We start from the raw sequence: 22,491 nt of genomic DNA, 5'->3' as shown, positions 1-22,491 counted from the left end.
ATGCGAGTAGGTTGGAGGGCATGAGCAACATTTCTGAGTTTGTCAGCAACGACCGCGATACCATTTTCCAGCAACTCAAGGAGCTCGTCTCCTTCAATTCTGTCCACAACGAGCCGGGCCTCGAGGACCAGCCCGCGAAGGCTGCCGAGTGGGTTCAGGCCGCGCTTGTCGACGCCAACTTCACCCCCGAAGCCATCACCACCGCTGATGGTTCCACGGCGATCGTCGCCAAGCGCCCCGGCAAGGAGGGCGCGAAGACGGTGCTGCTGTACTCGCACTACGACGTGGTTCCTGCCGGAAACCCCGACGCGTGGGACTCCGATCCTTTCACCCTGACTGAGCGCGAGGGCCGCTGGTACGGCCGCGGCGCCGCGGACTGCAAGGGCAACGTGGCCATGCACCTCGCCGCGCTGCGCGCGCTCGACGCTCAGGGTGGAACCGATCTCAACCTCACCGCGCTCATCGAGGGCTCTGAGGAACGCGGCGGCGAGGGCCTGTCCGCGCTCATCGAGGAGCGCCCGGAGCTCTTCGCCGCCGACGCCATCCTCATCGCCGACGCCGGCAACGCCAAGGCAGGCGTGCCGACTTTGACCACCTCCCTGCGCGGCGGCTCCCAGATCAACGTCAAGGTCTCCACCCTCAACTCGGCAGTGCACTCCGGACAGTTCGGCGGCGCGGCTCCCGACGCCGTCAAGGCCCTCATGCGTGCACTGGATTCCCTGACGGATGAGTACGGCCGCACGACTATCGACGGCGTCGATTGTGAGGGCACCTGGCCGCTGGCCGAGGGGCAGGACACCGCCTACCGCGAGGAGGACTTCCGCGCCGACGCCCAAATGCTCGAGGGCACCGAGATCATGGGCGCGAAGGATCCGGAAGGCGCCACCGCCATCGCTGACATGATCTGGGCCCGCCCCGCCGTGACCGTGACCGGCTTTACCTCCACCCCGGTCTCCGAGGCGGTCAACGCCGTGCCCGCTACCGCCGAAGCCAACATCAACCTGCGCACCCCCGCCACCATGGACCCCCGCTCCACCGCGGAAGCAGTGGCCGAGCACCTGAAGAAGCACATTCCGTGGGGCGCGCACATCGAGGTCACCATCCTCGAGGCCAACCTGGGCTTCGAAACCGATCCGTCCAAGCCCGCCGTCGCCCTGCTCGGTGAGTGCCTGGGCGAGGCCTACGGTTCCGAGACCATCACCCAGGGCATGGGCGGCTCCATCCCGCTGACCGTGGAGCTGCAGGAGAAGCACCCGAACGCAGAGATTGCGCTCTTTGGTGTCGAGGAGCCGCAGTGCACCATCCACTCCGCTAACGAGTCGGTCGACCCGACTGAGATTGAGAAGATTGCGATCGCTGAGGCGCTCTTCCTCCAGCGTTTCGCTTAGGCGAAACGATCCCTGCCCGACCGCGCAATCCACTGGGCAGGGATCGTCTTCTTTTCAGTTGGCCGCTTGGCGACGTGGCGGAACGCCAACAGGAGACACAGGCATAACTGTATGAAACGAAAATCTGAAAATTGGGATTTCAGACTGTATCGTGAGCACTAGTGAACGCCCGCCGCTGCGGTGGGGTTTGCCCAGTCCCCGACAAGGAAAGGACGCCACCGCAACCTCGTGCTCACTCTCTTCAGCGCCTTGGTAGTAGCCACCATCGCCGCCCCATTCCTCATTTTCTACCTTGGCCGCCGCGCCTTCGGGCTCTTGGCAATCGCCCCTGCGGTCGGCTTCTTTTGGGTGCTCCAACAGCTCACCACTGGAACGCTGCGTGACGGCAATCAGCTGGCGTATGACCTCAACTGGATGCCCGCCGCGCACCTGACCATCAGCCTGCGCATGGACGCGCTTTCCGCGCTGTTCAGCCTCATTATTTTGGGCGTAGGCGCGCTGGTTTTGTTGTATTGCTGGGGCTATTTCAACCACTCCCGGCGGCGCCTCGCCCTCTTCGGTGGCCAGATGGTGGGCTTTGCCACAGCCATGTATGGCTTGGTCATTTCCGATAATTTCCTGCTGCTCTACGTCTTCTGGGAAATCACCTCCCTGCTGTCTTTCCTCTTGGTGAGCTATTACGGCGAGCGAGCCTCGTCACGTCGCTCAGCGCAGCAAGCTCTCATGGTGACTGTTCTGGGCGGCCTCGCCATGCTGGTGGGCATTACGCTCCTCGGCCGCCAGACCGGCGAGTGGTCTTTCAGCGGAATCGCCGCCACCGAGGACCTGGCCAACACGCCTTTCCTCACCGTGGCCATCGTGTTGATTCTCTGCGGTGCGCTCTCCAAATCCGCCATCGCCCCCGCCCACTTTTGGCTGCCCGGCGCCATGGCCGCGCCGACCCCGGTCTCTGCCTACCTACACTCCGCAGCAATGGTGAAGGCCGGCATCTACCTCGTCGCACGCCTAGCACCCTCGGTGCATGACATCCCCACCTGGCACCTCGTGGTCATCCCCTTGGGTGCCTTCACCATGCTGCTCGGCGGCTGGATGGCGCTCAAGCAGCGTGACCTAAAGCTGGTTCTGGCCTACGGCACCGTCTCGCAGCTGGGTTTTATCACCGCCATCATCGCCATCGGCTCCCGCGAGGCCATGCAGGCAGGCCTGGCGCTGACCTTCGCGCACTCCCTCTTCAAAGCAGCACTCTTCATGATCGTCGGCGCCATCGACCACTCGGCGGGCACGAGGGACATCGACAAGCTGGCAGGCCTGGGCAAGAAGAAACCCGCGCTGTACATCCTGGCCATCCTCCCCGCGATGTCGATGGCCGGTATCCCGCCGCTGCTGGGTTTTGTGTCCAAGGAGGCCACGCTCGAGGCGATTATGCACGAGGAGCTCTTGGTCGGCATGCCGCGCAACATGCTGCTCGTGACGGTCGTCGTCGGCTCCGCGCTGACCATGGCCTATGCACTGCGCTTCCTCTGGGGCGCGTTCTCCTCGAAGGGGCAGGAGGAGCCCTCTGAGGCAGTAGCGAATATGCACCACATCGGCCCCTTCCTGTGGATCCCGCCGACGGTGCTGACTCTGCTGACCATCTTCTTTGGTCTGCTGCCGCTGCCTTTGTCCCACGGCATCGCGCAGCACCTGGACAACACCTTTGGCGCGGAGCAGGCCTCCGAACTAGCGCTGTGGCATGGCTTCACCATCCCGTTGCTGCTCTCCGTGCTCATCATCGTGGCCGGTTCTCTCCTGCACTGGCAGCGCCAGGCCCTCGCGAAGGCCCAGTTCACCTACCCGGCCTTGGGCTCGGCCGATGACTCCTACGACGCCGTCATCAACGCCCTGCGCCAACTCTCCCTGCGCATCACCGCCTCCACGCAGCGCGGTTCGCTGCAGTTCAACCTCACGGTCATCTTTGCCACGCTCATGGTGCTGCCCATCGTCATGCTCATCCGCGGCGACCTCACCAACGTGCACATGATCGTGGCCGAGAACCCCTGGCAGGCCATCGCCGCGGTGGTCATCATCATCGCCGCCATCGCCGCCACGGTGCTGGATAACCGCCTCTCCGGCGTCATCCTGGTCGGCGCGACGGGCTACGCCTTGTCCTTCATCTTTGCGCTTCACGGCGCGCCGGACTTGGCGCTGACGCAGCTCCTCGTGGAGACCATCATCATGGTGCTCTTCATGCTCGTGCTGCGCCGCATGCCGGCGAATACCGAGTGGAAGCAGGACCCCAAATCCGGCCGCCTGCGCGCGTGGCTGGCGGTGGGCGTGGGCCTGGCCGTCACCGTGGTGGGCATGTTCGCCATCAACGCCCGGCGCGAGGAACCCATCTCGCAGTACATGCCGGAATTGGCCAAGGAGATCGGCCACGGCGCCAACACGGTCAACGTCTTGCTCGTGGACCTGCGCGCGTGGGATACCTTCGGCGAAATCACGGTGCTCATCATCGCGGCGACGGGAATCGCCTCACTGATCTACCGCACGCAGAGCTTCACCCGCTCCTCCCGCCGCCCGACTTTGCAGGTCACCGGCCGCCGCTGGCTGGCCGCGGGTGTGGAATCGGAGAAGGCGCTCAACCGCTCGCTCATGGTGGACGTGAGCACCCGCATCCTCTTCCCCTCGATGATGGTGCTCTCCCTCTACTTCTTCTTCGGCGGCCACAACGCCCCCGGCGGCGGTTTTGCCGGCGGCCTCGTGGCGGCCTTGGCGCTGATTCTGCGCTACCTGGCCGGCGGGCGCGCGGAGCTCGATGAGGCGCTGCCTCTCGACGGCGGCCGCACCATGGCGGTCGGCCTGCTGCTCTCCCTCAGCGCAGTCATCACCCCGATGCTCTTGGGCTACCCGCCGCTGACCACCGGGTACACGAAGGTCGGGGTGCCACTCATCGGTGATGTATCCCTGCCTTCGGCGCTGATTTTCGACGCCGGCGTCTACCTCATCGTCGTCGGCCTCACGCTCTACGTCCTGTCCTCCTTGGGCGCCAAGCTCGATGAGGAAGAAGAGATACGTAAGCAACGCGCCCGCGACCGCGCCCGCTCCCTGGCACGCCGGGCGAACGAGAAAGAAACCACTGCCACTGCAGAGAAAGGACGCGCCTAATGGATGCCAACCTCATGCTCCTACTCGCTGCGGGCGTGCTCTGCGGCGCCGGGGTGTACTTATTGCTGGACCGCGCCATGACCAAGATGCTGCTCGGCATCTTGATGCTGGGCAATGGTGCGAACCTCTTCATGCTCATGGCCGGCGGTAAGGCTGGCTCGCCGCCAATCGACGGCCGGACTTCCCTGCCCTATGGCGAGGAAATCGCCGATCCGCTGGCTCAGGCGATGATCCTCACGGCCATCGTCATTTCGATGGCGCTGACCGGCTTCATTCTCACCTTGGCCTACCGCCAATACCGCTACCGCACCGCGGACGTGATTGAGGATGACACCGAGGACACCGCCATCGCGGCGATTGCCTCGCGCCCGGGCAATGCCTCGGCCGCACCCGACCACGATGCCTCCAATGATCCGACCACCGGCCGCACCACGAAGGAAGGCGATAAGTTTGGCCCCGAGTTCTTCGAGGCTCCCGTGAAGGAGGCCACCGATGAGTGAGACCATCTCGCCCCTGGTGGATCTGTTGCTGCCGTATATCAGCTACCTGATCCCCCTGCCGATCATCATCCCGGCTTTGGCCGCCGCGCTGGCGATGCTCTTTGCGCGCAATGCCCATGCGCAACGTCGCATCGCCTTCTTCTCCCTGCTCACGCTCGCCACGGTGAACGCCGCGTTGATTTTCATCGCGGATACCACCGGCATTCAGACCGTGCAGGTGGGCGGCTGGGACGCACCGGTGGGCATCACGCTGGTGGCGGACCGTTTGTCCACGGTCATGCTCTTTACCTCCTCCGTCGTCCTGTTCTCCGTGATGTGGTACGCCATTTCCCAGGGCGTGCGCGACGGCACCAAGGACGAGCCGGTGGCGGTCTTCCTGCCCACCTACATGTTGCTGACCATGGGCGTAAACGTGTCCTTCCTGGCCGGTGATTTGTTCAACCTCTACGTGGGCTTCGAAATCTTCCTCGTGGCCTCGTATGTGCTGCTGACCCTCGGCGCCTCGCCTGCGCGCGTGCGTGCGGGCGTGGGATATGTCATGGTCTCCATGGCCTCCTCGCTCATCTTCGTGCTGGCCTTGGCTTATATCTACGCCGCGGTGGGCACGATGAACATGGCCCAAATTGGTATCCGCATGGAAGATATCCCGGCGGGCACCCGCTCCGCAGTGTTCGCCGTGCTACTCATTGCCTTTGGCATTAAGGCAGCCGTCTTCCCACTGGACGCCTGGCTGCCGGACTCCTACCCCACCGCACCTTCGCTGGTCACCGCAGTCTTCGCGGGCCTGCTCACCAAGGTCGGTGTCTACGCCATCATCCGCGCGCGCACCTCCATCTTCACCGCTGGTGGGTTAGATAACCTGCTTATGTGGGTCGCACTGGCCACGATGCTCGTGGGTATTTTGGGTGCCATCGCCCAATCGGATATCAAACGATTACTGTCCTTCACGCTGGTCAGCCACATCGGTTATATGATCTTTGGCGTTGCCCTCGGAACCGCGCAGGGCTTGTCAGGCGCCATCTTCTACGCTGTGCACCACATTCTGGTGCAGACCGCGCTCTTCCTGGTGGTGGGCCTCATCGAGCGCCAAGCCGGCACCTCTTCGCTGCGGCGCTTGGGCTCGCTGATTTATTCCGCACCGCTCATCGCCATTTTGTACTTCATCCCGGCCATGAACCTGGGCGGCATCCCGCCCTTCTCCGGCTTCCTGGGCAAGATCATGTTGATTCAGGCCGGCGCGAACGAGGGTTCCTGGATGTCGTGGGTCCTCATCGGCGGCGCTGTCCTCACTTCGCTGCTGACCCTCTACGTCATGATCCTCGTGTGGGCCAAGGGCTTCCTGCGTGACCGCAGGGATGCCCCCGAAGGCAACCTCGCCATGGCGCGGCCCTCCCCGCTCGGGGAGGTCACCGAGTACGTCGAATTGGAGGAGCGCGCCGATGTCGGCCGCGTACCCTTCGGCATGCTGGCTTCCACGTCCCTGCTCGTCATCGCTTCAGTATCGATGACCTTCCTCGCCGGCCCCATCTCCGGGGTTACCACCCGCGCGGCGACGTCCGCGCAGGATGACTCCATCTACCGCTACGCGGTACTGGGAGATTCCGCCGAGGACCCAACGCGGCACTTGGACCCCGCCGAACGCTACGAGGAGGGCGCCGACTCACGGAAGAACCGCAGCGAGCCCCTCCCGGATCCGGAGCCGGTGGCGCCGACAACGAGGACGTCGCCAAGCGCCACGCCTGCATTGCCCACCTCCGTGGATAAGGAAGAAAAGGAGGTTTCGCGATGAGATTCTCCGGAATTAAGCACCGCTTCCGCCCGTGGTTCATGGTGTGGATCATCGTCATGTGGTGCATGCTCATGGGCGAAGTCACCGTGGCGAACCTGGTGGGCGGGCTGATTGCCAGCCTGTTCATTGTCTTCGCGCTGCCGCTGCCGGCGATGCCCGTGGCGGGGATTTCGGTGAGCTGGGGCAAGCTGATTGTCTTCATGGCGCAGTGGTTTATAGAGCTCATGGAAGCTTCCATCAAGGTGGGCTGGCTGGCCGTGCGCCCGCAGGAGGTGCCGAAGACCGCGATTGTCAGGCTCCCGATGCGCGTGGAGAATGAGTTCGTTCTGGCGCTGGCGGTCAGCTTGTACAACCTGCAGCCGGGCGGCACGGTGTCCGATATCGACATTGCGAACCGCATGCTCACCATCCATCTCCTCGACGCCGATTCTGAAGCCCACCTGGGGCGTGAGATCGCCGCGGTGCGCAAGCTGGAGGCCGATATGATTGCCATCTTCGAAAGGAGCCACCCCTGATGGATACTGACGTGTATAACATCCTGCTCACCGTGGCCGCGGGCTTCCTCGTGGTGGCCTTCCTCATCACCACGTGGCGCATCGTCATCGGGCCCAACTCGCTCGACCGGCTCATCGCGATGGACGGGCTCGTGGCCATGTTCCAATGCGCCCTGGCCACCTATATCTGTTGGACGCTGGACACGACGGTCTCCAACGCGATGTTGGTGGTGGCGCTCCTCGGATTCATTTCGACGGTCTCCGTTACTCGCTTTAGGAAGAGGGACTCATGAGTTATGCAGTAGTTGCCGATATCCTCTCCATCATCCTCATTCTCCTTGGCTCGATACTCACCTTGGCGGCCGCGATTGGAGTGGCGCGTTTTAAGGACACGATGGCGCGCGTCCACGCCATTGCCAAACCTCAAACTACCGGGCTCATCTTCACGATTTTGGGTGCCATCATCAAGGTGACGGGTTCGGAGAGCTTCAGCGTGGCTGAGCGCGGCGACCTGGGCATCCTGGTGCTGCTCGTCCTTTTCGCCATGATCACCAGCCCGGTGACTGCACAAAGAACCACGCGTATCGCCCGCCGTGAGGGCCTGTACGGCCCGCCGGAGTCAATGCTGCGCAATGAGGCCCCTGCCGCGCGTTCCATGCGCCGAAAGTAGGGACACGGGCGCCTTCTCCCAGGAAATGAGGGGGAATTAATATAGGCTGCAAAAGGCAATAATTGGTGGTCATCCGAGGAGAGTCGACGTGAAGAAGCTGCAAGGCGTACCAACGATATGCGCTGTCCTCGCGCTGTGCATCGCCGTGATGGTGTACAAGTTCAGCCAGTTCGATGGCCCCCATGCCTTCATCAATATCCTCCCCTTCGACCTCTCCATCTACCGCATGGCGGGCGAAGACCTCAACGCGGGCGGCCTGCTTTACGACGCCCCCTACATCTTCGAGTTCCCCTTCACGTACCCGCCCTTTGCGGGTTTGCTGTTTAAGGTTTTGCCCTTCTTCAGCAAGGGTGCGCTGACCTTTATGTGGCCCTCGCTCATGTTCCTGGCGGTGTTGGCGATCATCATCATGATCTTCCGTGAGCGGGGCATGAAGGTGACCCCGGCGGCCGTCCTGGTAGCGGTGCTGCTCACCGCCCTGACCCCGGCGAATGAGGCGATGCACGGCTCGCTGTACTACGGGCAGGTCAACGTATTCTTGATGCTGCTCGTGGCCCTAGATTTCCTGCCGCTCAAGCGCCGCCTGCCGGGCGTTGGCATCGGCTTGGCCGCGGGAATCAAGCTGACCCCGGCTTATATGGGGTTGGCTTTGCTCTTTGAGAAGCGCTGGTGGGCAGCCCTGGGAGCGGTCATCACCTTCTTGGTGACCGTGGTGCTCGGTTTCCTCTTCGTGCCTGATGCGATGGTTTTTTGGACAGATGCCATGTTCAATTCTTCCCGCGTGGGCGAGCATGCCAACCCGGGGGCGAAGTCGCTGCGCTCGCTTATGTTCCGCGAGCTCGGCATCGACGGCGGCATCTGGTGGCTGCTGGCGGTCATCGTGGTCTTTGCGCTTACCTGCCTGGCGCTGCGTACCGCATACCTGCGTGGCAACCGCTCGGCGGCTTTCGCGTTGACGGGCCTGAGCACCTGCTTGGTCTCCCCCTTCTCGTGGTACCACCACTTCGTGTGGACTATCCCCTTCGTGGTCATGGTCTTCGTATCCGTCAACCAGGCACTCAGCGCGCGCCTGTCCGGAAAGTTCGGCGAGCAACTCGCCGGACTCGCCTCCGTGGCGGCGCTGTTCGTGGTGTCGCTGCCGTTTATGTCGGTGCCAGTGTGGTTCACCATGTCCACGGCCAACCTCGATGCGATCGAGTCCTTCCAGCCGTGGGCGACTTCTCTGTGGACGCTGTCCTGCGTTGCCTTCATCGCCGTCTACGCGGTGTGGGGATTCGTCGCGCCACGCAAGCGCGCGGTGGCGGAGAGCTAGGGGACGTTTCGATCAAATAAGGGGGCAAAACCCGCCCGTTTTAGCGCACTATTTGATCGAAACGTCCTCGTCGAGGCGAGGCAGCTTCCCAAAAGGACGTTTCGATCAAGTAAGGCCCGGAAAACCATCAGTTTCCGGGCCTTGATTGATCGTTCGGTACTCAGGCTAGAGCGGCAAGAGCTGCTCCATCTCATCCGCGGTGGCCTTGACCACCTTCTGCCAGCTGCCGGTCTCCTCGTACAGGCGGCGCTGGCGCTCATAGCCCGCCCCGGAATCGATGATTTCCTGCACCAGCTGCAGCTCCCGGGCACAGCCCAGCTCCTCGGACAACGGGGCCAGCTCCACCAAGAGATCCGCCAGCTCATCCTTGATCCAACGCTCATCGGTCTCGCGCGAGGTGATGACCAGCGCGTCCATGCCATAGCGCGCACCGCGCCACTTATTCTCCGCCACGTGCCACGGCTGGAGAGTCGGCAGCTTCTCGCCCGCGTCGATCATGCGGTCATAGTGCACCACCAGGCAGTGCGTCAGCGCCACGATGGCGGAAAGCTCGCGGAGGTTGGAGGCAGCGTCGGAAATGCGCACCTCCACCGTGCCCCACTTGGAGGCCGGGCGAACATCGAAGTGCATCGAGCCGGTGTGGTTGATGACCCCCGAAATAGCCTGGTCCCGCATGTAGGCCTGCCACTGCTCCCAATTCTCAAACTGGTAGGGCATGCCCGCGGTGGGCAGCTGTTGGTAGAGCATCGTGCGGTTGGAGGCATAGCCAGTATCGAGCCCCTCCCACCCCGGCGAGCAGGCAGAAATGGCCAGCAGGTGTGGGTACTTCGTCATCAGCGCGTTGATGATGGGCCACACGCGTTCCTCGTGGCTGATGCCGACGTGCACGTGCGTGCCCCACAGCAGCATCTGCTGGCCCCAGTACTGGGTGCGGTTGATGATTTCGGAGTAGCTCTCCTTCGCGGAGACGGGGTTCTTCCGAAAGTCCGTAAACGGGTGCCCACCCGAGGCCCACAGGCGCACGTCCATGGAATCGGCCGCCTCACGCACTGCGCTGAGCGACGCCCGAAGGTCCCCCATCGCCTCCGGCACCGTCCGGCACACCCCGGTCACCAGCTCCACCGTGTTTTGGAGGAATTCCTTTTCCAGGTGCACGGAGGGGTGGGAGGCGCGGACAACGTCGATAAGCTCGGCGCCGCGCGGCACGAGATCCCAGTTCACTGGGTCAACGAGGGCAACTTCCCACTCAACACCCAGCGTGGGCTCGGGCGAACGGGCGAAGTTCTCTTCCGGAATATTCACCCATTCATCCTATCCACCAACAGGGTGAATTTAATAAGTTTTTATTCCCTAGGCTTGGGGAACGGCGAGGACCACGACGACGGCATCGCCCTTGGTGTAATCCCCGGTCAGCTCGGCCGGGTACGGCGCGATGGCTTCCGCCGGAACGTTGCCGCCGTAGTACTGGGCGGCGACTTCCTTGGCCAGGTTCTCGGCCGCGGCATCACCCTGTGGGAAGAAGATGGTGGTCTTCGGCGCGACGAGGACATCATCGCTGATGTTTCCTACCTCGGCGACCCTAAACTTTTTGCTCTTGAGGCGCTCGGCCTCATCGGCGGCGTAGTTGACGCGGCCGGAGTTGTTGTAAACGTTGACGGGTATTTCCGCCTGCGGGCGATCGGCATTGCCTGCGGGTGCACCGGCCTCGGCGTTCTCACCATGCTCAGCGCCGACCTCAGCAGCGTTCTCCGAGTCGGCGTCGGTATCAGCCGGGCGCTCGTTCTCGTCGGCGTCGTTATTCTTGTCGGCTTCGCCCGCAGCGCCGCCGGTATGGGCGTCGCCCTCGGCGCCACCGGTGGCGGGTCCGGACACGGCGGCGTCGTTGGCGGGCGCGTCCTGGGCGGTGTCCTCGGAGCTATCCGAGGTCATGGCGTACAGAGCCCACATGCCGAGCATGACGGCCACGGCGATGAGCACCATGGCGACACCACGCAGCGGGAGCTTGCTAGCGGAGGCCGGGGCGGCGGCCGAGTCGGACTCGGCGGCGTGGCGCGCGCGGTCAGCGGACGAGGCAGAGTTTTCCGGATTCACATTAGTCACATTGGTCACTCTAGTATCTGCGAGCCCTAGTCCGGCGCATTGTCGCGTGCGGCGCGCCGGACGTCCTCGCGGGCGTCGCGAAGCCGGCGCAAACGCGTCACCAACAGCGGGTAGGAAGCGTGCGCGGCGGGGTTGTCGAGCAGCACGTTGAGGCGTTGGTGATAGCGCACCGGAGTAATGTCCAGCTGCGTGCGGATGGCCTCCTCCTTGGCGCCGATATCGCGCGGGGCGTGGGACTCGAACTCCAAAATCGCGGCGTCTAGGTCTGACAGGGAATGCATGCTTAAACTGTATTCCATGACTATTCGTCCCATCGTTATCCACGGCGACCCGGTCCTCCACAACCCCACCGAGCCGGTCACCGACCCCATCGACTCCCCCGAGCTGCAGGAGCTTATCGCGGACATGCACGAAACCATGGACGCCGCGCACGGGGTCGGCCTAGCCGCAAACCAGATCGGCGTGAACAAGCGCCTCTTTGTCTACCACTGCCCCGACACCGACGGGCCTGATGGCACCGAGCTTCCGGAAGGCGGCATGCGCCGCGGGTGCGTCATCAACCCGGTGCTGGAAACCTCCGAGATTCCGGAGACCATGCCGGCTGACGACGGCTCCGAAGACGAAGGCTGCCTCTCTGTTCCGGGTGAGGGCTTCCCCACCGGCCGCGCCGACTGGGCGCGTGTGACCGGCAAGAATGAAAAGGGTGAAGACATCTCCATCGAGGGCTACGGTTTCTTCGCGCGCATGCTGCAGCATGAGACCGGCCACCTCGACGGCTTCGTCTACACCGACGTACTCACCGGTCGTTACAAGCGCCAGGCCAAGAAGGCCATTAAGCGCAACGGCTGGACCGAGGCCGGCCTCACCTGGGTTCCGGGCGAGGACGAAGATCCCTTCGGGCACGAGGACTAATGTCCCGCATCTTCCGCTCCGATGCCGTCCAGGTGGGCGAGCGCGTGGTGGCCCGGCGCGATTTCGGCGGCGTGCACAGCGATGTGATTGGCCACGTGCTCAGCGTAGATCCGCTGGTCATCCGCCCGCAGGAAGTCGGCGGCTACCCCTCTTCGCTCGACGCGGTGGAGATTCCGCCGGAGCAGCTCAAGATTATTAAGCGCCTCTCCCCGCGCACGGTGCGCAATTCCGATATCCGCGCCGTCGAGGTGGCCACCGCGGCTGCCTTCCCGGGCAAGGAGCATACGTGGACCTCCGATGGCCAGTGGGTCATGCGCGCGGGTGATGGTGTGACGGGGCGCTCCAATTCGGCGATTCCGCTGGGACCTTCTGCGGGTTTCCTGCCGGTGCCCATGGAAGAAATTGAAGCGTTCTATGCGCGCCACGAACTGCCTGTGTGCTTGGCCATCCCGGAGCGCATCGGCAAGTCGGCTGAGAAGCTCGTGGCGACGCAGCCCGAAGCGTGGGAGCTCGAACCGGAAATCCTGGTGATGGTCCGAGACCTGGATGAGCTGCCGGCGCTTTCCGACGTCCACTTCGCCATCGATGAGCAACCCGATTCCGAGTGGCTCAACCTCTACCACTTCCGCGGCAAAGCCCTGCCGCCGCTGGCGCTGGAGTACCTGCGCAGCCACATTGAGGGCACGATGGGCTTCGGTCGCCTCCTCTCCCCTGCTGGTGAGACCATCGCGATTACGCGCGGCACGCTCACCGAATCCGGGGACGGCACCGTGTGGCTGGGCTACTCCGCCGTGGAGGTGGCCGAAGGCTGGCGCCGCAAGGGCCTGGGCACCGCGCTGGGCGCGCACATGCTGGCCTGGGGCAAGGCACAGGGCGCGGAGAAGGCCTACCTGCAGGTCGTAGCGCACAATACGGCAGGCATTCGGCTCTATGAGAAGCTCGGCTTCTTAGAGCAGCACCGCCACCGTTACGCCCGCCGCCTGCCTCAAGTACCCTAAACTACATGCGCATAGCTACCTGGAACATCAACTCCGTTCGCACCCGCCCGCAGCGCGCGGTGGATCTTCTGGCAAAGCACGACATCGACGTGCTTTGCCTGCAAGAAACCAAGGTGGCGGATGCAAAGTTCCCCCGTGAGCCTTTTGAGGAGGCCGGCTACCACGTCACCTGCCACGGGCTGAACCAGTGGAATGGCGTGGCCATTGTGTCTAAGGAGGAGCCGGAGAAGGTCCAGACCTTCTTCCCCGGTCAGCCGGGGTTCCACAAGGACACCGCCAAGGAGCAAGCGCGCGAGGCCCGGGCGGTATCGGCCCGCATCCGCGGGATTGAGATCTGGTCCCTCTACGTTCCCAACGGACGCGAGATCACGGACCGCCACTTCGACTACAAGCTGGACTTCCTCTACGCGCTGGCACGCTATGTGGAGACCCGCGCGCAGTCGAAACTCTTGCTCACGGGTGACTTCAACATTGCTCCGCGCGATGAGGACGTCTGGGATATGTCCCTCTTCCGCGGCAAAACACACGTCACCGAACCGGAGCGCGCGGCCTTCCAGATGTTGGAGGAGGCCGGGCTTGAGGAGGTCACACGCCGCTTCACCGAGGAAGACCGCTGGACCTACTTTGATTACAAGTCCTTGCGCTTCCAAAAGAACGAGGGCATGCGCATCGATTTCCAGCTGGCCAGCGAGCCGCTTGCACACCTGGTCCAAGGTGCCCAGGTGGATATGGTTGAGCGCGCCGGCGACAAGACCTCCGACCACGTGCCACTGATCGCAGATTTCGATGTCCCCGATTTCGCATCGGTGCGCTAGCCTGCCATGAACCTCAACATCGATCTCTCCGTCTGGCAGCTTGTGCTGCTGATCATTGACTACGGCATCAAAATCATCGCCATCGGCGTGGTCCCCGAAGGCCGCCGCCCGTCTAGCTCCACCGCTTGGCTGCTGGCCATTCTGGTGCTGCCTATCGTAGGCCTGCCCCTGTTCTTGCTCATGGGCTCGCCCTATATCAACCGCCGGCGCCACCGCATCCAGCAAGAGGCCAACGCACTGCTTAACGACGTCACCGCCTCCACCCCCAACCACCCCTCCGGGCGCCTCTCCCCGGAGGTGGAATCCCTCATCCAGCTCAACCGCAACCTCACCGGGCACCCGGCTCTGATTGGGCATAACAAGGGCTTGCACGCTTCCTATGAGGAGGCCATCCTGGCCATGGCCCGTGCGGTGGACCGCGCTGAGAAATACGTGCTCATTGAAATCTACATCCAGTCCTGGGATGAGGTGACCGATGTCTTCTTCCAATCCCTCGCGCGCGCCCGCCAGCGCGGCGTGGAGGTCAAGCTGCTGCTGGATCAGATTGGCAGCCTGAAATACAAGGGTTACTTCACGCTGGGCAAGCGCCTTACCGAGATTGACGTCGATTGGCGGCTCATGCTTCCGCTGCAGCTGCACAAGGGCCGCTTCCGCCGCCCGGACCTGCGCAATCACCGCAAGATCGTGGTCATTGACGGCCACACGGGTTTCTTGGGCTCGATGAACATGATCAAGCGCGAATACAAGACGAAGGACCGCGCATGGATCGACTACATGGTCGAGATGACCGGCCCTGTGGTGACGTCCTTGGCCTCGGTGTTCGCGGTGGATTGGTACCTGGAATCGGAGGAACAGCTGTCCTTGGACATGCAGCCCTATGACGACGCTATGACGGCGGACTCCAACCACCTCCAGTTGGTCCCCTCTGGTCCCGGCTACACCACGGAACCTAACCTGCGCATGTTCAACTCGGTGGTGCACCACGCGAAGGAGAAGCTCATCCTTTGCTCGCCCTACTTCATTCCGGACGAGTCCCTCTTGGAAGCGGTCACCACCGCGTGCTACCGCGACGTCGAGGTGGAGCTCTTGGTTTCAGCGAAGGCGGACCAGTTCATGGTCAACCACGCGCAGTCCTCCTACTACCAAGCACTTTTGGAGGCTGGCGTGCGGATCTTCCAATTCCCCGAGCCCTTCGTGCTGCACTCCAAGTTCATCCTGGCGGACCCGAATCTTCCGGAGCGCGACCCACTGTGCATGTTTGGTTCCTCCAACATGGACATGCGTTCCTTCGGCCTCAACTATGAATCAACGATGCTGGTGGCCAAGGGAGACCTCATCGAGGATTTCACCCAGCTGGCCAGGAATTACAAGAAGGTCTGCCACGAGCTCACCCTCGAGGAGTGGAACGAGCGCGGCCTGCTGCGCCGCTACGTGGACAACGTCATGCGCCTGACCTCCGCCCTGCAGTAACCTGACTTAGGTCATGGGTGGGTGAGTAACGTCACTCTTGACACTGTTACCTGTTGGTTTTCGTCGGTGGGGAGGATTTTTTCCGCACTAAGTGGGTAGTGCCGGGGGTATTCAGTAGTCTGATTTTTGTGAGTCCTTATATTCGCACCGTTAAGACCGCTTCTGGGGCGATGGCGGTGCAGGTGGTGTTCTCTGAACGCAAAGGTGCGAAAAGGATGAAGCATATCGGCTCAGCGCATTCAGAGTCTGAGCTTGCGCTTTTAAGAGCTGAAGCTCAACGCATCGTTGATGGTGACCAACTCGCATTGGACTTCGGCGAGGTAGAACACATCCCACCGGCAACAGGCAGCGTTTGCCACCCGCTGCCGGTAGTCGGTCAGCGGGCTGGATACTTGCTGGACTGTATTGATGCGTGTTTCAACGAGCTAGGTCTTGCTGTAGCAAGCGGTGATGATCAGGTGTTTCGGGATCTGGTGCGTGCCCGGATCATTAATCCCGGCTCAAAGCTGGATTCCATCGAGACTCTTGCCGAGGTTGGCATCACCAGCGCAAGCTACCGCACCATCCAGAGGCGTCTTCCCACCTTCGCAACCGAATCGTTCGGAGAGATACTAACCCAAGCGTTGGCCCATCATGCAGGTATCGGGCCAGGTACTTTTATTTTGTACGACGTGACCACCTTGTACTTTGAAACCGATACCGCTGATGAGCTTCGCAAACCCGGGTTTTCCAAAGAGCGCCGCCTAGAGCCGCAAATCCTTGTCGGGCTGCTTACTGATGCCACTGGGTTTCCACTACATGCGGGGGCGTTTGCTGGCAACTCGGCAGAAACCCACACGATGCTGCCGATGATCACACGGTTCCAAGAGGCCTACCAACTCGATGAAGTTACCGTCGTTGCTGATGCAGGCATGTTCTCCGCGGCGAACAAACAAGCCCTCATCGATGCAGGTCTGCACTACATCTTGTCGGTGAAAACCCCCACCGTGCCTGAGGTGATCGAAACCTGGCGGCGGGAACACCCCGGTGAAGACTACACCCACGGCCAGATCTGGACACAAGCCTCGGCAAGTGATGGGCGCAAACACACAACCCCGAATACGGTGACCCACTTCCAGTATTCCCACGATCGGGCCAGACGCAGCCTGCGCGGAATCAAAGAGCAAGTCGCAAAAGCAAAACGGGCTGTTGACGGCGATATCGCTATCAAGCGTAACCGCTATATCGATCTTTCCGCCCCGAACAAGAAGGTCAACTACGCTCTTGCTGCCAAACACCGAGCCCTAGCCGGAATCAAAGGCTATGAAACCGACCTGACCGCTCTTGACGCTAGTGAGGTTATCGGGCATTACCGCAGGCTATTCAACATTGAGAAATCATTTCGGATGTCGAAATCAGACCTGAAAGCACGCCCAATCTACGCCAGAAAACAAGACTCGATCACAGCACATCTCAACATTGTCATCGCAGCACTAGCCGTGGCCCACCTAATGGAGACCCGCAGTGGTCAATCCATCAAACGCCTCGTGAGAACACTCAAAAAATACCGCAGCTTCGAACTCAACATTGGTGGCGAAACCATCCACGCCGCCGTACCACTCCCGCCCGATATCACCGCCACCATCCAAACAATCACCGGCCGCGAACTTCCGCACTAAATTGGCCTAAGTCAGGTGGTCAACCACGCGCAGTCCTCCTACTACCAAGCACTTTTGGAGGCTGGCGTGCGGATCTTCCAATTCCCCGAGCCCTTCGTGCTGCACTCCAAGTTCATCCTGGCGGACCCGAATCTTCCGGAGCGCGACCCACTGTGCATGTTTGGTTCCTCCAACATGGACATGCGTTCCTTCGGCCTCAACTATGAATCAACGATGCTGGTGGCCAAGGGAGACCTCATCGAGGATTTCACCCAGCTGGCCAGGAATTACAAGAAGGTCTGCCACGAGCTCACCCTCGAGGAGTGGAACGAGCGCGGCCTGCTGCGCCGCTACGTGGACAACGTCATGCGCCTGACCTCCGCCCTGCAGTAACAAGCACATGTGGGCCCGCACCTTGCTGCGGTAGGGCTGACTAGAACCATCTCTGATGGATGGCAAGAGCTCGCACTGCCTCACCAACGTTAGGACGTTTACTACCCAGAATATGCACTCAGAGCGGCATCGTACGTCCACACTTCTGCGGTAATTCCGGTAGCGCGCTTATACAACTCGCGCTCAGTCAGAATACAAAGATCGCCGCCACCAATCTGCTGAGTCATCATATCCACCATTGATAGACCCGCACGATGTCGTGAGACGAGCTCGGTGATGAACTCCTTGTTCCACTGAAAGTCATGCAGGATCCATGGGGATTGTTGATGGGCGGTCAACTCGAGCATCTGGGAAAATTTTTCCGCAATATTGCGTCTCACGTCGCCCTGCGGAAGCTGCGCAATGTGATTTCCGGTTTCAATTACCGCGGTAATCGGCAGGATGAACTTCGCGTTCTCGCTTTGGCGTTCCGCAAAATCGATCTTGGATTGCTCCTTAGCTTGGCATTTGTGAGGAATCGCAAGCAGGTTATCCAACACAGAGGTATCGATGAAGTAAACGCGCATCAGCTGATCCCAAAGAGTCGATTCATGTTCTCGAAACTAGTCTGCGTTTCGGTGTCATCGACTAATTCACCAGCGGTGACCGCAGCACCCAAACTGTGCTTGGAAATGGATTCCACAAAATCCGGTAACTCCACCAAAGGCGAGAGCTCGCTTTGCCCGGTTCCGCTATCCCGGTAGCACACTGCTACCTGACTATTCTTCTCGCCAGAAATTTGGTCCAAGATGGCAGGACTGTGGGTCGTGACAAGAACCTGCGAGTCATGTTTGCGTGCGGATTCGCTAAGCATCTGCATAACTCTTTGTGCCTGCGAAGGGTGAAGCCCGTTTTCCATTTCTTCGACGACAATTTGAGCTACTGGGTTCTCTACGTCATCACCAAGTTCAAGAGGCTGCTCGATATCCAAGTCCTTGGGCGCTGTTTTGAGCGCCGTTGCAATTGCGAGGAACCGGAGGAGGCCATCACTCATTTCACGAGCAGGCGTTCTTTCCTGCTTTCCATCCTCGAAGTGTTCCACGAGGGTTAGCATGACTTCGTCCAACGGGGAGTCAATGAAGTCCAGTGTGGAATCCACTCCAGTCACATAAGCGGCCAGCTGTCCTAACTCTTGGAAAGTCTTGGGGGAATCCTTTTGCAGCTGCCACAGCACCGCCGAGAGGTTCTCACCGCTACGCTTCAGCTGCGTGCTCTTCCTTGGGACGTAATCCCGCATAAGGCTGGGGACTGGATCGAGGTGAAACACTGATCGAAGCGCCATGGACACAATCGACGCCCCTTTCAACACCGAATTCTCCGCACGGTTCTTTCCCGCTAGCACCGCCTTAATCTGTCCCAAAATAAGGCGAGAATCACGCAGAAGTGTGGTGGGGTTTGCCCCACGCTTTCCGCTAAAAATTAACGTGTAGATCCCAGCTCGGTTGTCTGCTGCCGGCTGGGTCTTAAACAACTCTGCATCGCTAGTGCGGGTGCCGCTCTTTACGGAATATCCGGTACCGATGAGGCTTTCTTTGACAACACGCAACTCCGGATACACCTGAACCTCGACGTCATAGCGGTACGTATCTCTCCCAGATTCAACGGTACAGCCCAGTTCAAAGCTCTCGGTACCATGCGGGGCGCAACCACGAGAGCCACCTCGGATTGGGCCGGTTTGGGTCATGCGCCCATCAAGTGCGTCTCCTAGTTCTGCCCCCGATGCCAAGCGGGACAAAACCTCCAGCCCATCCAAAGCATTCGACTTTCCGGAACTGTTTAAGCCAGTCAGAAAGGTGACTGGATGCAGAGTCAATACAGCATCATGGAAAGACTTGAACTTGCTCAGGCGAAGCTCGGCGAGACGTGGGGTAGCCATGCGGCCAATAATACGCATTAACGCTCTATGCGTTGTGCACATCTGTTGAACTTCACGCAGCGCCGCGGGCCAGCCGCGTGGACGCCACAAGGCCGCACAGCGAGATGAAGCTGCAGCACACCATGCCGATGGCCATCGTCAGCGCCGCATTTGAGCCCCATCCCATGAGCGGGCTGATGGCGCTGGCTAGCAAGGACTGGCCAAAGCCCATAATCGCGGAGACGCTGCCCGCGCGCGGGCGCATGAGGCCCGTCGCCAGCGCGGTGGCGTTGCCCATGATGAAGCCGGTCGGCGCCACACACGCAAAGAGCACGACGAGGCACACCCACACCGGGGCGCCGAACAGCACCGACAGCAGCAAGAGCACCCCACACGCAAGAACGCCGCAAACACCGATGCGCAGCATGACCGCCGGGGAGACCGAATCCATCGCCCGCGAATTCACCAGCGTGGCCATAAAGAGGCCCACGGAGTTGATGCCGAAAACCAGCGAATAGCCCAGCGGCGAAAAGCCCCACTGGTCTTGCACCACGAAGGCCGAGGCCGCGATGTAGCAGAACATCGAGCAGAAACCGAAGGCCATGGTCACCAGGTAGCCCCACACCCGGGCATTGGTCAGGACCGCCCAGTAGTTGCCCGCCACCGTGCGGAACAGCCCGGCGCGGGAGCGCCCACCCGCGGTTTCCGGAACGATGGCAATCGCCAGCACCAACTGCACCGCATGCAGCCCGGCGAGCACCCAAAAGATGCCGCGCCAGCCCAGCGGCTCCGCCAGAACACCGCCGAGCACTGGGGCCACCGCCGGCGCGATGCCCTGCAGCGCCATGAGCAGCGAATACGCCTTCGCGGCAGCCGCGCCGTGCACGAGGTCAGGTACCACCGCGCGGGCCAGTACCACGCACGCGCCGCCGCCGAGGCCCTGCAGCACGCGGGCGGCCACGAGCACGGTGGCGGTCGGAGCCAGCGCCGCCAACACGGAGGCCACTAGCGCGAGGCAGGCACCGGCGATGAGGAGGCGTTTGCGCCCGATGGCGTCGGAAAGCGGGCCCATCACCAGCTGTCCCACGCCCATGCCGATGAAGAAGCCTGAGATGGTCAGCTGGACCATCGCCCGGGTGGTGCCCAGATCGGCGAGGATCTCCGGCATCACCGGCAAGTACATATCAGTGGCAAAAGGCGCTGTTGCGGACAACAGCGCCAAGGTAGCCAGGAGTGGAAAAGGAATCACGCGTCGCGCTGCTCCAGCACGATGACGCCGAAAATCCACAGCACCGCGGCCCAACCGAAGAAGACGAGGGCCTCAAAGCCTACCGATGACCACGGCGCGTTCTCATCTACATAGTTCACCGCCCAGTTCTGGAAGGCAGTAAAGGGCATGAAGTGAATGGCCTTATCGCCCACCGTCGGCAGCACACGCACGATGTTTTCCAACCCCAAGTACAAGATGAGGGAAATCGCCACCGTGCCGGCGGTCTGCCGCAACAGCATGCCCAGGCCCTGCACGAAGGCAACCACGCCGAAGGCCGCGAGCGGGAAGGACCACAGCATGTACTTGCCATCCTCGCTGGCAAAGGGCTGGAAAGCCTCCGCCGCCGATTCGTTGGTCGTCATATCCGCCAACACGAAGATGTACACCAGGCTCAAGAAAGCAATGATGGCCGCGATGACGCCGTAGAGCAGCAGCTTGGCACAGGCCACTGTCCAGCGCTTCGGGTTGGCCATGAAGGTCAAAGATTGCGTCTTATAGCGGTATTCCGTGGTCACCACCATCGCGCCCTGGATCATTATGATCGGCATGCCCATGAGCAGGAGGATGGAGCTCAAGGCCCGCTCCTGCAGCGGGCTAATGCCCAACACCGCCTCGCCCGCGTTCAGCGAGTTCAGCAGCGTCCAGCCCGTCACGATGAGAATGATGAGCGCCGTGGTCCACCAGAAGGACTTCGTCGTGCGCAGCTTCGTCCACTCCGCATGCACAGTGTTGAAAAACATTAGCGCTATACCCCTTCCTTCGGTGCCGCCGCCTGGTACTGCACCGCGCGTTCCGTCATAGTCACGTAGGCCTCTTCCAGCGAGGCGCGGTGGAGCGTCAATTCCGTCAGCGGCACACCCGTGGAATAAGCCAGCTGACCCACGTAATCCGTGGTTTGGTTCGGAATAACCAAGGTGCGGCGCTGCTCCTCATCAACCGACTCGCTATACGTGATGCCGGCCTCCTTCAGCGCCGAGCCGAACTCGCGCAAGTGCTCCGAGCGCACGATAACCGAGGCACTGGAGTTTTCCTTCACAAAGTCATAGGTCCGCTGATTAGCCAAGAGCCTGCCGCGGCCAATCACCACGAGATGGTCCGCGGTTTGCGCCATCTCCGCCAGCAAGTGCGAGGAGATAAGCACCGTGCGGCCCTCCGCCGCCAGCGCCCGCACGAGCGAGCGCACCCAGCGAATACCTTCCGGATCTAGGCCGTTGACCGGCTCATCCAGGATCAGCACGCCCGGATCCCCCAACAGGGCGGCCGCCAGGCCGAGGCGCTGGCCCATACCGAGGGAGAAGCCGCCAGCCTTCTTGCCGGCAACATCAGCCAAGCCCACAAGACCCAGCACCTCGTCGACGCGGGAAGTAGGAATGCCATTGGCCTGCGCCATCCACGTCAGGTGGTTGGCGGCGGTGCGGTTGGCGTGGACGGCTTTGGCGTCGAGAAGCGCGCCCACCTCACGCAGTGGGTTCTTCAGCTCGCGGTAGGGCTTGCCGTGCACCAGAGCAGTGCCAGCGGTGGGCTTGTCCAAACCCAGAATCATGCGCATCGTCGTTGATTTTCCAGCGCCGTTTGGTCCCAGAAAGCCGGTCACTTGTCCCGGCTTCACCTGGAAGGTGAGGTCATCGACGGCGCGGACAGACTTGTACTGTTTGGTCAGTCCGGCTACTTCAATCATGTCCTACAGCGTGCCACAGGTTCCCGC

21 protein-coding genes and 1 pseudogene are annotated in these 22,491 nt (G+C 61.7%); 14 read left to right on the top strand and 8 right to left on the bottom strand.

Going from position 1 to position 22,491, the window contains the following annotated elements; all coding sequences use genetic code 11:
* Nucleotides 1-20 precede the first annotated feature (20 nt).
* The 8 genes from QP999_RS03680 (at nucleotide 21) to QP999_RS03645 (ending at nucleotide 9,297) form a co-directional block, all read left to right on the top strand.
* Nucleotides 21-1,388, top strand: coding sequence for a dipeptidase (locus QP999_RS03680; RefSeq protein WP_284847707.1), 1,368 nt, complete (start codon nucleotides 21-23; stop codon nucleotides 1,386-1,388).
* A gap of 228 nt (nucleotides 1,389-1,616) precedes the next feature.
* On the top strand, nucleotides 1,617-4,532 hold the full coding sequence (locus QP999_RS03675; protein ID WP_284847706.1) for a Na+/H+ antiporter subunit A: 2,916 nt from the start codon (nucleotides 1,617-1,619) through the stop codon (nucleotides 4,530-4,532).
* Entirely contained in the window at nucleotides 4,532-5,032 is a 501-nt protein-coding gene (locus QP999_RS03670) for a Na(+)/H(+) antiporter subunit C (protein WP_154737150.1), read from the top strand. Before QP999_RS03675 ends, QP999_RS03670 begins: the two co-directional genes overlap by 1 nt.
* On the top strand, nucleotides 5,025-6,821 hold the full coding sequence (locus QP999_RS03665; protein ID WP_070522654.1) for a Na+/H+ antiporter subunit D: 1,797 nt from the start codon (nucleotides 5,025-5,027) through the stop codon (nucleotides 6,819-6,821). The genes QP999_RS03670 and QP999_RS03665 overlap by 8 nt, the downstream gene beginning before the upstream one ends.
* Complete coding sequence (locus tag QP999_RS03660) at nucleotides 6,818-7,336, top strand: Na+/H+ antiporter subunit E (protein WP_284847705.1); 519 nt, start codon at nucleotides 6,818-6,820, stop codon at nucleotides 7,334-7,336. Before QP999_RS03665 ends, QP999_RS03660 begins: the two co-directional genes overlap by 4 nt.
* A complete protein-coding gene (locus tag QP999_RS03655) occupies nucleotides 7,336-7,608 on the top strand; it encodes a monovalent cation/H+ antiporter complex subunit F (RefSeq protein ID WP_010188770.1) in 273 nt (90 codons plus the stop codon). The genes QP999_RS03660 and QP999_RS03655 overlap by 1 nt, the downstream gene beginning before the upstream one ends.
* Entirely contained in the window at nucleotides 7,605-7,985 is a 381-nt protein-coding gene (locus tag QP999_RS03650) for a monovalent cation/H(+) antiporter subunit G (protein ID WP_070522648.1), read from the top strand. Before QP999_RS03655 ends, QP999_RS03650 begins: the two co-directional genes overlap by 4 nt.
* 88 nt (nucleotides 7,986-8,073) lie before the next feature.
* Complete coding sequence (locus QP999_RS03645) at nucleotides 8,074-9,297, top strand: glycosyltransferase 87 family protein (RefSeq protein ID WP_284847704.1); 1,224 nt, start codon at nucleotides 8,074-8,076, stop codon at nucleotides 9,295-9,297.
* A gap of 165 nt (nucleotides 9,298-9,462) precedes the next feature.
* Here the strand turns inward: QP999_RS03645 and QP999_RS03640 are convergent, their stop codons facing one another.
* From QP999_RS03640 to QP999_RS03630, 3 genes are read right to left on the bottom strand one after another with little or no spacing between them, the layout of a single operon-like run.
* On the bottom strand, nucleotides 9,463-10,599 hold the full coding sequence (locus QP999_RS03640) for a glutamate--cysteine ligase (protein ID WP_284847703.1): 1,137 nt from the start codon (nucleotides 10,597-10,599) through the stop codon (nucleotides 9,463-9,465).
* Between the two features lie 48 nt (nucleotides 10,600-10,647).
* Nucleotides 10,648-11,397 (bottom strand): LytR C-terminal domain-containing protein, encoded by a 750-nt coding sequence (locus QP999_RS03635; RefSeq protein ID WP_284847702.1) that lies wholly within the window; start codon nucleotides 11,395-11,397, stop codon nucleotides 10,648-10,650.
* A 26-nt stretch (nucleotides 11,398-11,423) separates the two neighbouring features.
* Nucleotides 11,424-11,678 (bottom strand): DUF3263 domain-containing protein, encoded by a 255-nt coding sequence (locus QP999_RS03630; RefSeq protein WP_070532179.1) that lies wholly within the window; start codon nucleotides 11,676-11,678, stop codon nucleotides 11,424-11,426.
* A 16-nt stretch (nucleotides 11,679-11,694) separates the two neighbouring features.
* Here QP999_RS03630 and QP999_RS03625 point away from each other — a divergent pair, with 16 nt between their 5' ends.
* From QP999_RS03625 to QP999_RS03600, 6 genes and pseudogenes are all read left to right on the top strand, one after another.
* Complete coding sequence (locus tag QP999_RS03625; RefSeq protein WP_284847701.1) at nucleotides 11,695-12,309, top strand: peptide deformylase; 615 nt, start codon at nucleotides 11,695-11,697, stop codon at nucleotides 12,307-12,309.
* A complete protein-coding gene (locus QP999_RS03620) occupies nucleotides 12,309-13,307 on the top strand; it encodes an N-acetylglutamate synthase, CG3035 family (RefSeq protein WP_284847700.1) in 999 nt (332 codons plus the stop codon). Before QP999_RS03625 ends, QP999_RS03620 begins: the two co-directional genes overlap by 1 nt.
* A 5-nt stretch (nucleotides 13,308-13,312) precedes the next feature.
* Nucleotides 13,313-14,122 carry an exodeoxyribonuclease III gene (locus QP999_RS03615; protein ID WP_284847699.1) on the top strand — a complete coding sequence of 270 codons (810 nt, stop codon included), beginning with the start codon at nucleotides 13,313-13,315 and terminating at the stop codon, nucleotides 14,120-14,122.
* Nucleotides 14,123-14,128: 6 nt separating this feature from the next.
* The gene (cls, locus tag QP999_RS03610; protein WP_070564175.1) at nucleotides 14,129-15,592 is read left to right on the top strand and encodes a cardiolipin synthase; all 1,464 of its coding nucleotides are present in this window, start codon (nucleotides 14,129-14,131) and stop codon (nucleotides 15,590-15,592) included.
* Between the two features lie 128 nt (nucleotides 15,593-15,720).
* Nucleotides 15,721-17,250, top strand: coding sequence for an IS1634 family transposase (locus QP999_RS03605; RefSeq protein ID WP_502870650.1), 1,530 nt, complete (start codon nucleotides 15,721-15,723; stop codon nucleotides 17,248-17,250).
* Nucleotides 17,251-17,265: 15 nt separating this feature from the next.
* Nucleotides 17,266-17,622 (top strand): annotated as a pseudogene (locus QP999_RS03600) (phospholipase D-like domain-containing protein); the annotation flags it as partial.
* Between the two features lie 101 nt (nucleotides 17,623-17,723).
* On the opposite strand, the gene QP999_RS03595 reads toward QP999_RS03600, so the two are convergent.
* The 5 genes from QP999_RS03595 to QP999_RS03575 are packed head-to-tail and all read right to left on the bottom strand — an operon-like array spanning nucleotide 17,724 to nucleotide 22,464.
* Nucleotides 17,724-18,188, bottom strand: a complete 465-nt coding sequence (locus QP999_RS03595; protein WP_070564178.1) for a hypothetical protein — start codon at nucleotides 18,186-18,188, stop codon at nucleotides 17,724-17,726.
* A complete protein-coding gene (locus tag QP999_RS03590) occupies nucleotides 18,188-19,555 on the bottom strand; it encodes an AAA family ATPase (protein WP_158014692.1) in 1,368 nt (455 codons plus the stop codon). The genes QP999_RS03595 and QP999_RS03590 overlap by 1 nt, the downstream gene beginning before the upstream one ends.
* 34 nt (nucleotides 19,556-19,589) lie before the next feature.
* Nucleotides 19,590-20,765: a multidrug effflux MFS transporter gene (locus tag QP999_RS03585; protein WP_070564181.1), complete on the bottom strand. Its 1,176-nt coding sequence runs from the start codon at nucleotides 20,763-20,765 to the stop codon at nucleotides 19,590-19,592.
* Nucleotides 20,762-21,526 carry an ABC-2 transporter permease family protein gene (locus QP999_RS03580; protein WP_154737153.1) on the bottom strand — a complete coding sequence of 255 codons (765 nt, stop codon included), beginning with the start codon at nucleotides 21,524-21,526 and terminating at the stop codon, nucleotides 20,762-20,764. Before QP999_RS03580 ends, QP999_RS03585 begins: the two co-directional genes overlap by 4 nt.
* Nucleotides 21,527-21,531: 5 nt before the next feature.
* Nucleotides 21,532-22,464: an ABC transporter ATP-binding protein gene (locus QP999_RS03575; RefSeq protein WP_070685794.1), complete on the bottom strand. Its 933-nt coding sequence runs from the start codon at nucleotides 22,462-22,464 to the stop codon at nucleotides 21,532-21,534.
* Nucleotides 22,465-22,491 lie beyond the last annotated feature (27 nt).

The sequence above is a fragment of the Corynebacterium sp. MSK004 genome (assembly GCF_030232515.1).
GTDB classification, from domain to species: domain Bacteria; phylum Actinomycetota; class Actinomycetes; order Mycobacteriales; family Mycobacteriaceae; genus Corynebacterium; species Corynebacterium hesseae.
Note: the sequence above shows the minus strand (reverse complement) of the source record. Positions and strands in the feature narration are given on the sequence as shown.